The organism is Solwaraspora sp. WMMD1047, assembly GCF_029626155.1.
In the GTDB taxonomy this organism is placed as follows: domain Bacteria; phylum Actinomycetota; class Actinomycetes; order Mycobacteriales; family Micromonosporaceae; genus WMMD1047.
Genome location: NZ_JARUBL010000001.1, coordinates 4,703,055 through 4,716,228, shown reverse-complemented (window position 1 = coordinate 4,716,228; position 13,174 = coordinate 4,703,055). Strand labels below are relative to the sequence as shown.

Here is a 13,174-nt window from a genome sequence, read left to right as displayed (position 1 = left end):
CGTCGCGGGCGATCAGCGGTCGGGTTGTGCTGGCGGTGGGGCGAAGAGCTGATCGGACTCCAGAAACTCGTCGTCGGGTCCGGGGTCCGACGCCACGGCGACCCGCCGGGCCTGCCACCGTTCGCGCCGTCCCCGCCGGATCACCCAGCCGGCCAGCGCCGCCAGCGCGACCAGCAGGACCGAGGCCACCAGCAGCACCCGGGCTGAGGTTCCGGCGGCGTGCCAGGAGGCCGCGGCCCGCACCGCCGCCGGGTCCGCGGTCGGCAGCACAACCGGACGGGGTACGCCCACCGCGGCGACGGTGAGGCCGTCGGTGACCGCGCGGTACGGGTCGACGAGTCCCGCCCCGTAGCCGGGTCCACCGGGTGCCGGGTTCGCGGTGGCGACGATCCGGGCGGCCACCTCGGCCGCGGTCAGCTCCGGCCAGGCCGCCCGGACCAGCGCCGCCGTCGCCGCCACGAACGGCGCGGCGAAGCTGGTGCCGTCGTAGTAGCGGTGCCCGCCGGCCCGGGCCGCCGCCAGCACCCCGCCGCCCGGTGCCACCAGGTCCACCTGCGGACCGGTCCGGGAGCTCGGTAGCCGCAGGCCGTCGGGGTCGACGGCGCCGACCCCGAGTACCCCGTCGTAGCCGGCTGGGAAGACCGGTCCGCCCTGGTCGGACCCGGTGCCGTTGCCGGCGGCGGCGACCACCACAGCGTCGCGGGCCACGGCGTGGGCGACGGCGGCGCGTACCTCGGGGTGGTCCACCCCACCGGCGAGCGACAGGTTTATCACCTTGGCGCCGCGGTCGGCCGCGTACCGGATGCCACCGGCGAGCACGCGCGGATGGATGCCCTGGATCTGTCCGTCGTCGGTCAGTTCGCGTTCGCTCACCCGGACCGGCAGGATCCGGGCGCCCGGCGCCAGCCCGGCGAAGCCGATCCCGTCGGCGGGTCGGGCGGCGATGAGGCTGGCCACCGCGGTGCCGTGCGAGACGCAGTCGAAGTTGCCGGGCAGGTCCCCGATCAGGTGGAAGTCCTGCCCACGCAGCACGGTCCCGGCGGCCTTGAGCTGGGGATGGTCGCTGTCCACTCCGGAGTCCACCACGGCCACCAGCACCCCGGCGCCGGTGCTGTGCCGCCACACCGACGGCGGGTCCAGTGCCCGCTGCGCCCAGGGCAGTGCCGCGACCGGCGGCAGCGGCGGATCCGGCCGCGCGCAGGCCCCGGCCGGCGGCGCCACCCCCCGACCCGTCCCCGCCGGAAGCCGCACGGTCTCCGCCGCGAGCCGCACCGGCCGTGCCGGTTCCGCCGTGGGCTGCGTCGGTCCTGCCGGGGGCCGCGCCGGGCCGGGGATCGCTGTGCCAACTGACGCCAACGCCAACGCCGCGCCGGCCGCTGCCAGCGCCCGCGCCGGGGCGGACGGTCCTGCCTGATGTCGCACCACCCCGTCGAGGCTGCCCGGCCCGACCGCCCGGGACCGGCGGCTGACCGGTTGCGGCCATCCCCGGCCGCCGACGCGTCAGCAGTGGGTGCGGGCGGCCAGCTGGGTGTAGCCGCGGCGGATCGCGGGCAGCGCCGGTCCCGGCCCGAACGGCGCGCGGGCCGCCAACCGCGGCGCGGGTACCCGGTCGGCGTACCCGTCGCGGATCAGCCGGGCCAGCGTGGCAAGGTCGTGGTGCTGGGCGCGTACCCGCGCGGGGTCCAGCGGCGCGCCGTGGCCGGGTACCACCACCGAGCCGGCCGAGCAGCGGCGCAGCAGCGCGGCGACCGTCGCGGGCCACCGCAGCGGGTACGACTCGGCGAAGTCGGGCGGGCCGCTCTCCTCGACCAGGTCGCCCGCGATCAGCACCTCCGCGTCCGGCACCTCGACGACGAGGTCGCCGGCGGTGTGGCCGAGCCCGAGGTGACGCAGCACGACCGGCCGGCCGCCGACGTCCAGCTCGACGGCGTCACCCACCGGGTGGTCGGGGGCCAGGATCGGGGTGTCGAGCAGTTCCACCGCCAGCGCGGGCTCGGTGGGCCGCATCTCGTCGTACGCCTGCCGGCGTACCTCCTCGGGGTGGTCCCGCAGCAGCCGCAGGGTCTCCCGGTGGGCGTGGACCGGTGCGGGTGGGTCGCCGGCCACGGTGGCGTTGCCGAAGCAGTGGTCGAAGTGGTGGTGGGTGTTGACCACCGACCACGGGTGCCGGGTGATCCGGCGGGCCGCGGCGACGAGCTCGGCGGCCTGTGCTGCGGTGGCGAGGGAGTCGACGAGCAGCGCCGCGCCGTCGCCGACCACGAGCGTGACGTTGACGTCGAGGACCGGGTACCGCAGCACGTGGACCCGGTCGCCGACCTCGACGAAGGAGACGGTCACGGGGTCCGCAGGGCCCGCTCCACGAACTTCTGGCGGTCCACCAGCACCCGTTCCACGCGCCCCTCGGCGACGGTGACCGGGCCGGCGGCGGCCTGCTGGGCCGCCGAGCCGGCGACCTCGGCCACGGTCACCTCGAAGAGCAACCGGCGGCCGTCGACCTTGGCCAGCCGGACCAGCGCCGCGACGGTACGCCCGATCGGGGTGGCGGCCCGGTGCTCCAGCTCGATCCGGACCCCGACCGTGGTCGTCCCGGCGGGCAGCCGGGCGGCGGTGGCCGCCACCGTGGCCGCCTCGGCCAGCGCCAGCACCCGGGGCGTGCCGAGCACCGGCACGTCACCGGAGCCGACGGCCTGGGCGGTGTCGGAGTCGGTGACGGTCAGCTCCACCCGGGCCGTCAGGCCGGGACTGAGCCCGTGGCCCGGCCGCTGCTCCGCCCCCGACCCGGCCGGCTGGGCCTGTTCCGGGCCAGGCGGCTGGGTCTGCTCCAGGTTGCTCGGCTGGCGCTGCCCCACCGGTCCCCGCTGCTGCTCCATGGGAACAGGGTAGGCGGTCGGATACGGTCGGACCATGAGCGGTGTCAGCTCCGACCGGGCGGCCGAGGCCGGCCAGCAGGCGACCGATCCGGCGGCCGTCGACCGGGCCGCCGGCTGGCTGGCCTCGGCCGGCCGGGTGGTCGCACTGACCGGGGCCGGGATCTCCACCGACTCCGGGATACCCGACTTCCGGGGGCCGGCCGGGGTCTGGACCAGGGACCCGGCGGCGGCCCGGATGTTCACCCTCGACGCGTACCTTGCCGATCCGGCGCTGCGGCGGCGGGCCTGGCAGGGCCGCCGCGACCACCCGGCCTGGTCGGCCCGGCCGAACGCCGCGCACCGGGCGCTGGTCGAGCTGGAACGCGCCGGCCGGCTGCGCGCGATCGTCACCCAGAACATCGACGGCCTGCACCAGCGGGCCGGCAACTCGGCCGACCTGGTGATCGAGATCCACGGCACCCTCTACGAGGTCGAATGTCTGGACTGCGCCGGCCGGGGCCCGATGGCCGAGACGCTGGCCCGGGTCGACCGGGGCGACGAGGACCCGGCCTGCCTGGACTGCGGTGGCATCCTCAAGGCGGCGACGATCTCGTTCGGCCAGTCGCTGGACCGGGACACCCTGCGCCGGGCCGGCCTCGCCGCGGCCGACTGCGACCTGCTGCTCGCGGTCGGCACCTCGCTGACCGTGCAGCCCGCCGCCGGCCTGGTCGAGGTCGCCGCCCGGGCCGGCGCCCGGGTGGTGATCGTCAACGCCAGCTCCACGCCGTACGATCCGATCGCCGACGCGGTGTTGCGGGAACCGATCGGCGCCGTGCTGCCCCGGCTGCTCTTCGGGTCGCCGCCCGGCTGACCGGCCCCCGGCCGGCGCCGGTTCACCGGGCGGGTGGTCGGCGTTAGGGACCCGGACCGCCGTCGTTAACCTGGATCGCGATGGCCGCCACCACCGCTGAACCCAGCCCGGCTGAGCCCAGCCCAGCCGAACCGCCGACCGGTCCCGCCGACGCCGGCCGGCGCCGCCGGATCGTCGCCATGTCGATCTGGTCGGTGGCGTTCGTCGTCGGCTGGCTGCTGATCGGGCTCCCCACCGACCCGCTGTACGCCTTCGCCTGGCTCTGGACCGCCACCATCGCCTGGCGCAGCGACCGGCCGTGGCGCAGCCATCTGGGCTTCGCCCGGGACTGGTTGCCGGTGGTGCTGCTGCTGACCGCGTACAACCTCTCCCGGGGGTTCGCCGACAACGGCGCCGTGCCGCACGCCTTCGAACTGATCGCGGCCGACGTCTGGATGTTCGGCTGGCTCACCGACGGGCAGGTGCCGACGATCTGGCTGCAGCAGCATCTCTACGACCCGACCGGCGTGCGCTGGTGGGACGTGGCGGTGAGCTGGGTCTACTTCTCGCACTTCGTCGCTGCGCTGGCGGCCGCCGTGGTGCTGTGGCTGACCGAGCGGGCCCGCTGGGCGGCGTTCATGCGGCGGTGGGCGTTCCTGTGCGCCAGCGGGCTGGTCACCTACTTCCTCTATCCGGCGGCACCGCCCTGGTGGGCGGCCCAGTACGGGATGCTGGAGGAGGTGGTCCGGATCTCCACCCGGGGTTGGCGGGCGTTCGGCATGCACGGCGCCGGCAACCTGCTCAACGCCGGCCAGATCGCCTCCAACCCGGTGGCGGCGATGCCCTCGCTGCACACCGCGTTCGCGCTGTTCGTGGTCGTCTTCTTCCTGGCCGGGATCCGGCGCCGGTGGTGGCCGCTGCTGCTGTCCTACCCGCTGGCGATGACGTTCACCCTGGTCTACGCCGGCGAGCACTACGTGATCGACGTTCTGGTCGGCTGGGCGTACGTGGGTTTGACCTTCGCGGTGGTCGGCTACGGCGAGCGGTGGTGGGCGGCCCGCAAGGCCCAGCGCGCCGTCGCCGGCCCGGATTCGGGTGAGCCGCCCGCCCCGGCCGCCCGTGAAGCACAGGACGAGGAGGTCCCGGCGACGACCCGGTGACGGTCAGCCGGTCTGCTGCCGGGCCGCGCGGGCCCGTTCGGTCAGCTCCGCGGCCATCGCCCACGCCTCCGCCAGGTCCCGGTCCTGGGCCGCCGCCCCGGCCCCGCCGGCCGTGTCGGCGTGCACGGTGGCCAGGCCGAGTCGCCGCTGGACGGGGCCGCGGACCACCCGGACGCTCTGGATCCGGGCGTACGGCACGACGGTGAGCTGGCGGGTCAGCACGCCTTCCCGGACCGCGAACACCGTCGGGGTGAAGCCGGCGCCGAGCCGGCGCAGGGCGAACGGGTGCAGCCAGCGGGCCCGGGCCGGCGGCGCGGCCAGCGGCAGCGACACGTCGACGCCCGGCAGCACCTCGGCCATCACCTGCCCGGCGGCGGCCAGGTCACCCACCGGCAGGAGCCGGTCGGCCTGGCTGCCGTTGCTCTGGTCGGCTCCCGAGTAGCCGGCGATCGCCAGCCGGATTCGCAGCCATCCCTTCAGCCGCCACAGCAGCGGCCAGGTCACGGTTATCGACTGCACCCGGTTGAGCGGGACGGTCTGCGAACGGGTCTCCAACAGGCCGTGCCGGACCCGCAGGGTGGTCTCCTCCCGGGCCAGCACGAACCGCCAGTCCTCCAGCACCCGACGGATCGGCTGCAGGATCACGCCGGCCATCGCGGTGATGGTGCTGGCGACCGCGATGAACGACCAGGAGCCCTCGGAGAAGAACTGGAACAGCACGAACACCACCCCGAACGGCAGCAGGAACGCCTGCGGGGTGAGGAGCTGGCTGATCAGCAGGTCGTTGTTGCGTACCGCGTGGACGAGGTGTTCCGGCGCGACCGCGACGGCGCCCGGCTCGGCGGCGTCGTCGCCGGCCTCGGCCTCGGGTGCGCCGGTGGCGGCCGGTGCTGCCGTCCGTCCGGCGATCCGCAGCAGCCGTTCGCGCAGCGTGGTCGCGTCGGCGACGGTGATGTACGCCAGCGGCGCCTCGGTCTTGCCCCCGCCGACCACCTCCAGCCGCAGTTCGGCGAGGCCGGTGAGCTGGGCGAGCAGCGGGCGGACCACCTCGACCGACTGGAGGCGTTCCAGCGGGATCGCCCGGGTGCGCCGCCAGAGCAGTCCCTCGTGGATCCGCAGCTCCCGGCCGACCACGTGGTAGCCGGTGAAGTACCAGCTCACCACCGACAGCACGACCGTGCCGAGCAGCATCACCACGACCATCACGGTGAACCAGGCCAGCCCGACCCGGCCGAGGGTCTGCCAGGAGAGCGCCGCGATGATCACGACGAGGGTCTTCGCGGCGTGCAGCACCGGGCTCAGCGGGTGCAGTCGCTGGCGCGGCTCGGGCGCCGCCGGGTACCCGGTGGCGACGCCGTCGCCGCCGGGTTCGGTGACCGGGTTCACAGCCCCTCCGCGCGATCCTCGCCGAGCGCGGTCAACCGGTCCCGCAGCCGGGCCGCCTCGGCCGGCCGCAGCCCCGGCACCCGGGCGTCGCTGGCCGCGGCGGCGGTGTGCAGTTGCACGGTGGCCAGGTTGAAGGCGCGTTCCAGCGGGCCGGCGGTGACGTCCACGAACTGCATCCGGGCGTACGGCACGATCGACAGCCGGCGGACCAGCAGTCCGTGCCGGACCAGCAGGTCGTTGTCCCGTTCGGCGTAGCCCCAGGCCCGGACGGCCCGGATGATCACCGGAATCCGCCAGCCGAGGAGCAGCAGCAGGCCGGCCATCGCCAGGCCGAACAGCCAGTGCCCGACCAGCGCCCAGCCGATCGCGACCCCGCCGATCAGGACGACCATGGTGACGCCGAGCTGCACCAGCTCCACCCAGATCAGGTCGCGGGAGACGGGCTGCCAGCTCACGGTGTCCGGCCACGGCTCCAGCGGGTCGGTCGGGCCGACCGGCTCGGCGGCGGCTTGTTGGCCCTCGGTCACGTCGCGTCCTCGCTGTCGTCGATCACATGTCGAGCGTAGGCGATCCGGGCACAGGTACCACTTCGCGGAGAAATCCCCGCGCGCCGAGGAACCCGCCGAGGCTTTCCCGGTGACCGGCGCAGGCCGCCCAGGTCTTGCGGCGCTCCGCGGTGTGCAGCCGGGGATTGTTCCACCGGAGCAGGAACTCGGCCGGGAGCCGACAGCCGCGGGCGGAGCAGATCGGACGGGACTCGACACCGCGGGGACGCGTCACACGGGGGAGTTTAAAGCGCCGGGCGGCCACGGGGGGAGCCGCCCGGCGACGGCTGAATGGTACACACGGGAAACCCCCCCATGTCTACCCGCGAGCGACGTTTTCTGGACTGGTGATGGGTCCGAGGCGATTTTCAGGTTCTCCCTGTCCGACCTTTCAGCTTGGCGTGCGAGGCTTGGGGCGGCGTGCCCTCGCCGAACGACCCGATTTCGTGACCCCGCTGTGGAGGACCGGTGGCCCAGCCGACGATGCCCGACGCCCCGACGCCCGCCGAGGGCGGCGGTGGTGGCTCACCCGCCGCGGCCACCACCCCGGCGGAGGATGCCGGCCTGCTCGAACGCGCGTTGTTCGAGATCAAGCGGGTGATCGTCGGTCAGGACCGGATGGTCGAGCGGATGTTCGTCGCGCTGCTGGCCCGGGGGCACTGCCTGATCGAGGGCGTGCCCGGCGTGGCCAAGACGCTCGCCGTGGAGAGCCTCGCCAAGGTGGTGGGCGGCACCTTCGCCCGGGTCCAGTTCACCCCCGACCTGGTGCCGGCCGACCTGGTCGGCACCCGGATCTACCGGCAGTCGAGTGAGAAGTTCGACGTCGAGCTGGGTCCGGTGTTCGTGAACTTCCTGCTCGCCGACGAGATCAACCGGGCGCCGGCGAAGGTGCAGTCCGCCCTGCTGGAGGTGATGGCCGAGCAGCAGGTGTCGATCGGTGGGCAGACGCACAAGGTCCCGCATCCGTTCCTGGTGATGGCGACCCAGAACCCGATCGAGCAGGAGGGGGTCTATCCGCTGCCGGAGGCGCAGCGGGACCGGTTCCTGATGAAGATCCTGGTGGGCTACCCGTCCGACGTCGAGGAGCGGGAGATCGTCTACCGGATGGGGGTGCAACCGCCGGAACCGTCCCCGGTGTTCAGCCCCACCGAACTGGTCGCCCTGCAGCGCAAGGCCGACCAGGTCTTCGTGCACAACGCGTTGGTGGACTACACCGTGCGGCTGGTGCTGGCCACCCGGGCGCCGGCCGAGCACGGCATGCCGGACGTCGCCCAGCTGATCCAGTACGGGGCCAGCCCGCGCGCCTCGCTGGGCATCGTCCGGGCGACCCGCGCCCTGGCCCTGCTGCGCGGACGCGACTACGCCCTGCCGCAGGACGTCCTGGACATCGCCCCGGACATCCTGCGGCACCGGCTGGTGCTCAGCTACGACGCGCTGGCCGACGACATCCCGGCCGACCACATCGTCGGCCGGGTGATGTCCACCATCCCGATGCCCTCGGTCGCCCCCCGGCAGAACGCCAACCCCGGTCCCGGTTCACCCGTGCCACCCGGTCCGGGCGCCGGGTGGCCCGGACGGATGCCGTGAGACTCGGCCCACGCAGCGGCCGACGCGGCTCCGACCCGGCCGGCCCCGCTCCGGCCGGCCCCGCTCCGGGCAGCCCAGCTCCGCCCGGCGCCACCGCGCCGGACGGCGCGGTGCCCCGCACTGCGACCGGGGGCGTCCGGCCCGGGGGCGGCGGGGCCTCGGCGGCCCGGGCCGAGGCGGTGCTGAGCCGGCTGCAGATCACCGTCACCCGCAAGCTGGACGGCCTGCTGCAGGGCGACTACATCGGCCTGCTGCCGGGGCCGGGCAGCGAGGCCGGGGAGTCCCGGGAGTACCGCCCCGGCGACGACGTACGCCGGATGGACTGGCCGGTCACCGCCCGCACCACCGTGCCGCACGTGCGGCGTACGGTGGCCGACCGCGAGTTGGAGACCTGGCTCGCGGTGGACCTCTCGGCCAGCCTGGACTTCGGCACCGGCCGGATGCTCAAGCGGGAACTCGCGGTGGCCGCCGCGGCGGCGATCACCCACCTGACCGTGCGGGGCGGCAACCGGATCGGCGCGGTGGTCGGCAGCGGTGGGGCCGGTGCCGGCAACGTCGTGCGGCTGCCGGCCCGACCCGGTCGCAAGGAGGCCCAGGGGCTGCTGCGGTCGATCGCCGGCACCGAGATCCGGTCCGGCCGGGCCGACCTGGGCGCGCTCGTCGACATGCTGAACCGGCCGCCCCGCCGGCGCGGCGTCGCGGTGGTGATCTCCGACTTCCTGGCCCCGCCGGAGCAGTGGCGCCGGCCGATCCGCAAGCTTGCGGTCCGGCACGACGTGCTCGCGGTGGAGATCGTCGACCCGCGCGAGCTCGAACTGCCCGACGTCGGGGTGCTGACCCTGGTCGACCCGGAGACCGGTGAGCTGCACGAGGTGCAGACCGCCGATCCGGGGCTGCGCCGCCGGTACGCCGAGGGGGCAGCCGCCCAGCGGGCCGCGATCGCCGGCGCGTTACGCGGCGCCGGTGCGGCCCACCTGAGGCTGCGGACCGACTCCGACTGGCTGCTGGACATCGTGCGCTTCGTGGCCGCGCGCCGGCACGCCCGAACCCGTGGAACGACTAGCCGCCCGGCCCGTGTCCCCCGGCCGGGAAGCGAGGGATCATGATCCGCTTTCTGCAACCCTGGTGGCTGCTGGCCCTGCTGCCGGTGCTGGCGATCGCCGGCGCCTACGTCTGGCGGCAGCTGCACCGCAAGTCCTACGCCCTGCGCTTCACGAACGTCGAGCTGCTGCGCACCCTCGCCCCGCGCGGGCTCGGCTGGCGCCGGCACGCCGCCGCCGGGGCGTTCCTGCTCAGCCTGATCGCGCTGGCCACGGCGATGGCCCGCCCGTCGATCGATCGGGAGGAGCCGCTGGAGCGGGCCACCATCATGCTGGCCATCGACGTGTCGCTGTCGATGGAGGCCGACGACGTGGCCCCGACCCGGCTGCAGGCCGCCCAGGAGGCGGCGAAGCAGTTCGTCGCGGAGCTGCCGGAGAGCTACAACCTGGGGTTGGTGGCCTTCGCCAAGTCCGCGAACGTGCTGGTCCCGCCGACCAAGGACCGGCCGGCGGTGACGCAGGCGATCGACGGGCTGGTGCTGGCCGAGGCGACCGCCACCGGCGAGGCGGTCTTCACCAGCCTGGAGGCGATCCGGACGGTGCCGGCCGACGGCGCCGCCGGCATCCCCCCGGCCCGGATCGTGCTGCTCTCCGACGGCTTCCTGACCGCCGGGCGGTCGGTGTCGGAGGCCGCCGCGGCGGCCCAGGCGGCGAACGTGCCGGTCTCCACCATCGCGTTCGGCACCGACTCCGGCCGGGTCACCATCGGCGGCCAGTCGCAGCGGGTGCCGGTCGACCGGTACGCCCTCGCCGAGCTGGCCGAGACCACCCAGGGCCACTTCTACGAGGCCAGTTCGGTGACCGAGCTGCGCGAGGTCTACGAGGACATGGGCTCCTCGATCGGGTTCCGCACCGAACCCCGCGAGATAACCCACTGGTACGCGGGAATCGCGCTGCTGCTGTCCCTCATCGCGGGCGCGATGAGTCTGCTGTGGACCTCCCGGCTGCCGTGACCGGCCGGCCGGCTGCGCCGGTCACGGTGTGCTGCTGACCAGGACGAAGACGACCACCACCCACATGGCGGCGAGGGTGAAGCCGAGCGGGGCGACGTAGCGGTTCATCGGGTTCTCCGGCGGCTCGACGGCCGACCGGTCCGGCGCGTGGGCGCCGGCCGGTGGCCGAGCGGAACGACAGGGGGCGGACGGTGTCGTGACCGGGCCGGGGCTCCGGCCGCCCAGGTGGACGGTCGGGCGCGGCTCGCCGCACCGCGCGGGGCGCCGCGCCGGCCGGGGCCGGGCGGTCGAGCGGGTGCGGTGGCGGGGCGGGACCGGGTCAGTTCACCGGCTGCGTCGTGGCCTCAGTGGAGCGACGACTCAGCGGGACCGGAGGCCGGCCCGGCCACGACTGGGAGGATCGCTATCTCGCACAGCGATCACCTCCACAGCTCGGCCGGATCCGGAACGCGAGTCATCGTACACCCGCCACAGCACGAACCCGAGCACGGCCGCCAGCACCGGGAACCAGCCCAGCCGGGCGGCGATCCAGGCCGGTCCGTCCGGCTCGGCCAGCAGCCCCGGCACGGTCACCGCCCCGCCGACACCGTCGGCCCCCACGCCGCCGACCCCGCTGTCGGCCGGGACGCCGCCCGTCGGGCCGTCGGTCCGGCCGACGACGAAGAGGGCGAGCAGGGCCAGCCCGACCAGGACGGGCTGATGGCACAGGTAGCTGCCGGCGGCCGCCCGGTTCAGCCGGCGTACCGGGTTCCACCAGGCCGGCCGCCGCATCAGCCCGGTCAACCGGTCGCGCAGCAGCAGCGCCACCCCGATCTGGGCGACCGCCAGGCTGACCGCCGCTAGCGACGGCGGGCTCAGGTTCGACGCACCGGCGCCGGGCACCCCCACCGCGCTGGCCGGATAGCCGGCCAGCGTCACCAGCGCGACCAGGCCGGCGGCGCCGCCGAGCGCGAGCCACCAGGCCGTCCGCCGGCGGTCGAGTCCGCCGCCGGCCAACACCAACCCCAGCAGGTACGGCACCAGCCAGGCGGCGAGCAGCGCCACCGGGGTACGCCAGCCGTTGGCGGCCGGCCCGGCGAGACGGCCGACCAGGTCGCTCGCGGCGACCACGGCGATCGCCGGTGCGGCCACCGCGACCGGCCCGAACCGGCGTACCGCGGCCAGCAGCGGCCCGGTCGACGCCGCCAGGGCCGCGAACGCCAGCAGGAACCACAGCGGGCTGACCGCCAGCATGCCGGCCGTGCGCAGGGTGCGCCCGGGCACGCCGAGGGCGTCGGCCGCGACCAGGACGCCGGCCCCGGCGGCGAGCAGCGCACCCGCCGGCAGCGCCAGCCGCCGCAGCCGGTGTACCAGCCAGGTCCGCTGGTCGGTGCCGCGCTCGCCGGCCCGGCGCAGCGAGCGGGCCGAGGCGTACCCGCCGGTGAGGAAGAACAGGCCGAGGGCCTGCAGGAACCAGGTGGCCGGGGCCAGCGCCGGCATCGCGGTCAGCGGGCTGGCCTGGCCGAGGCTGCCGTCCGGGGCGACCACCAGCCCGGTGACCAGCCAGTGCCCGACCACCACGGCGACAATGGCGTACGCGCGCAGCCCGTCGATGCTCCGGTCCCGCGCCGTCGGGTCCCCGGCGGCGGTGTCCCGGTCCGTCGGCCGGTTGACGCCCGGCGACCGGCTGACGGTCGAGACGACGGCCCGGTGCCCGGTCACGGTCGGGCCGGCGGCCTGGTGCCCGGTCACGGTCGGGCCGGCGGCCTGGTGCCCGGTCACGGGCGGGCCGACCGCAGGACGACGCCTGCCAGGGCGTCCAGGGTCGGGCTGCCGGGCACCAGGTAGTCGTCGTGGCCGGCCCCGGCGCCGGTGGGCAGCGGTCTGGCCCCGAACGCGGGATCGGCGGGTCGCACGCCGTGCCCGAGGCCGAACAGCCGCACCGGCGGCAGCCAGCGGATCCAGTCGTCGGCCGCCTGCGCCGCCCAGACCCGGGCCGGGCTGCCCAGGCCGGCGACCTCGGCCGCGCCCATCCCCACCCCGCCGAGCGAGACCAGGTCGGTCACCTGGCAGGGCAGTCGACCGGCGGCCAGCCCGACGACGACGGCGCCGTAGCTGTGCCCGACCACGGTGATCGCCGCGGCCGGCCGGGCCGCCGCCAGCGTCCACACCAGGTCGACCAGCTCTTCGGAGCCGGTCCGGGCGCTGTCGGAGCGGGCCGCTGACCAGCCGATGCCGTCTGGCGGGTCGTAGCCGAGCCAGGCCAGCACGGCGACCCGCGCCCCCGGGTCGGCGATCCGCAACTGCCGGTGCAGTGCCCGCGCCTGCGCCGCCGGTGCCCGCCGGCGGACGCCGCCGAGACCCCGGTCGAAGTCGCGCAGCCTGCTGGCCACCCCGGGAACCAGGATCACGATCCGGTCCGCGGTGTCCGGGTCGCCGAGCGCCTCCACCGCCCGTCCGTCCCCGCGCGGGTCGAAGGCGAGAAACCTCCGGCCGTCGGCCACCCAGTCCGCGTACGGCCCGCCGGCGGCCCGCATCGCGGCCGCCACCTCCGTGCCGGCGGCGGTGTCGGTGGCGGTGTAGGTGCTGCTGCCGATGTCCGCCCGGGCCGCCCCGGTGCCCGCGGCCGCCCGGGCCGCCGCCGGCCCGACCAGGCCGACCAGCACCAGCAGCACCGTGGCGCCCCGCCCGGCCAACCGGGTCCGTCGTCGACTCATCCTGTGTCCTCCGTCCGCCAGGCCGGTTGCCTGCGACGGAAGGATGTG

Annotated in this window: 12 protein-coding genes; 5 read left to right on the top strand and 7 right to left on the bottom strand. The window is 75.5% G+C overall.

Annotation, left to right across the window (positions count from 1 at the left end; all coding sequences use genetic code 11):
- Positions 1-12 precede the first annotated feature (12 nt).
- The 3 genes from mycP to O7627_RS21405 form a co-directional block, all read right to left on the bottom strand.
- Positions 13-1,251, bottom strand: coding sequence for a type VII secretion-associated serine protease mycosin (gene mycP / locus O7627_RS21415; RefSeq protein WP_278095283.1), 1,239 nt, complete (start codon positions 1,249-1,251; stop codon positions 13-15).
- 249 nt (positions 1,252-1,500) lie between these two features.
- Complete coding sequence (locus O7627_RS21410) at positions 1,501-2,337, bottom strand: MBL fold metallo-hydrolase (protein ID WP_278095282.1); 837 nt, start codon at positions 2,335-2,337, stop codon at positions 1,501-1,503.
- The gene (locus O7627_RS21405; RefSeq protein WP_278098364.1) at positions 2,334-2,735 is read right to left on the bottom strand and encodes a thioesterase; all 402 of its coding nucleotides are present in this window, start codon (positions 2,733-2,735) and stop codon (positions 2,334-2,336) included. Before O7627_RS21405 ends, O7627_RS21410 begins: the two co-directional genes overlap by 4 nt.
- A gap of 169 nt (positions 2,736-2,904) precedes the next feature.
- Here O7627_RS21405 and O7627_RS21400 point away from each other — a divergent pair, with 169 nt between their 5' ends.
- The gene (locus O7627_RS21400; protein WP_278095281.1) at positions 2,905-3,720 is read left to right on the top strand and encodes a Sir2 family NAD-dependent protein deacetylase; all 816 of its coding nucleotides are present in this window, start codon (positions 2,905-2,907) and stop codon (positions 3,718-3,720) included.
- An 80-nt stretch (positions 3,721-3,800) separates the two neighbouring features.
- Positions 3,801-4,859 carry a phosphatase PAP2 family protein gene (locus O7627_RS21395; protein ID WP_278095280.1) on the top strand — a complete coding sequence of 353 codons (1,059 nt, stop codon included), beginning with the start codon at positions 3,801-3,803 and terminating at the stop codon, positions 4,857-4,859.
- A 3-nt stretch (positions 4,860-4,862) separates the two neighbouring features.
- Here the strand turns inward: O7627_RS21395 and O7627_RS21390 are convergent, their stop codons facing one another.
- Positions 4,863-6,170 (bottom strand): PH domain-containing protein, encoded by a 1,308-nt coding sequence (locus O7627_RS21390; protein ID WP_278098363.1) that lies wholly within the window; start codon positions 6,168-6,170, stop codon positions 4,863-4,865.
- Positions 6,171-6,241: 71 nt separating this feature from the next.
- Positions 6,242-6,772, bottom strand: a complete 531-nt coding sequence (locus O7627_RS21385; RefSeq protein WP_278095279.1) for a PH domain-containing protein — start codon at positions 6,770-6,772, stop codon at positions 6,242-6,244.
- A gap of 486 nt (positions 6,773-7,258) precedes the next feature.
- On the opposite strand from O7627_RS21385, the gene O7627_RS21380 reads away from it, so the two are divergent.
- The 3 genes from O7627_RS21380 to O7627_RS21370 all read left to right on the top strand — a co-directional run bounded on the left by O7627_RS21380 (position 7,259) and on the right by O7627_RS21370 (position 10,430).
- Positions 7,259-8,377 (top strand): MoxR family ATPase, encoded by a 1,119-nt coding sequence (locus tag O7627_RS21380; protein ID WP_278095278.1) that lies wholly within the window; start codon positions 7,259-7,261, stop codon positions 8,375-8,377.
- Positions 8,378-8,556: 179 nt separating this feature from the next.
- The gene (locus tag O7627_RS21375; RefSeq protein ID WP_278098362.1) at positions 8,557-9,483 is read left to right on the top strand and encodes a DUF58 domain-containing protein; all 927 of its coding nucleotides are present in this window, start codon (positions 8,557-8,559) and stop codon (positions 9,481-9,483) included.
- On the top strand, positions 9,480-10,430 hold the full coding sequence (locus O7627_RS21370) for a VWA domain-containing protein (protein WP_278095277.1): 951 nt from the start codon (positions 9,480-9,482) through the stop codon (positions 10,428-10,430). The genes O7627_RS21375 and O7627_RS21370 overlap by 4 nt, the downstream gene beginning before the upstream one ends.
- A 360-nt stretch (positions 10,431-10,790) precedes the next feature.
- On the opposite strand, the gene O7627_RS21365 is transcribed toward O7627_RS21370, so the two are convergent.
- Positions 10,791-12,191 (bottom strand): acyltransferase, encoded by a 1,401-nt coding sequence (locus O7627_RS21365; protein WP_278095276.1) that lies wholly within the window; start codon positions 12,189-12,191, stop codon positions 10,791-10,793.
- Positions 12,188-13,126 (bottom strand): alpha/beta hydrolase, encoded by a 939-nt coding sequence (locus O7627_RS21360; RefSeq protein WP_278095275.1) that lies wholly within the window; start codon positions 13,124-13,126, stop codon positions 12,188-12,190. Before O7627_RS21360 ends, O7627_RS21365 begins: the two co-directional genes overlap by 4 nt.
- Between the last annotated feature and the right edge of the window lie 48 nt (positions 13,127-13,174).

Bases quoted from the DNA above. Each gene is read 5' to 3' on its own strand.
- O7627_RS21370 (WP_278095277.1), top strand. From the start codon at position 9,480: ATGATCCGCTTTCTGCAACCCTGGTGGCTGCTGGCCCTGCTGCCGGTG.
- O7627_RS21360 (WP_278095275.1), bottom strand. From the start codon at position 13,126: ATGAGTCGACGACGGACCCGGTTGGCCGGGCGGGGCGCCACGGTGCTG.
- O7627_RS21395 (WP_278095280.1), top strand. From the start codon at position 3,801: ATGGCCGCCACCACCGCTGAACCCAGCCCGGCTGAGCCCAGCCCAGCC.
- O7627_RS21400 (WP_278095281.1), top strand. From the start codon at position 2,905: ATGAGCGGTGTCAGCTCCGACCGGGCGGCCGAGGCCGGCCAGCAGGCG.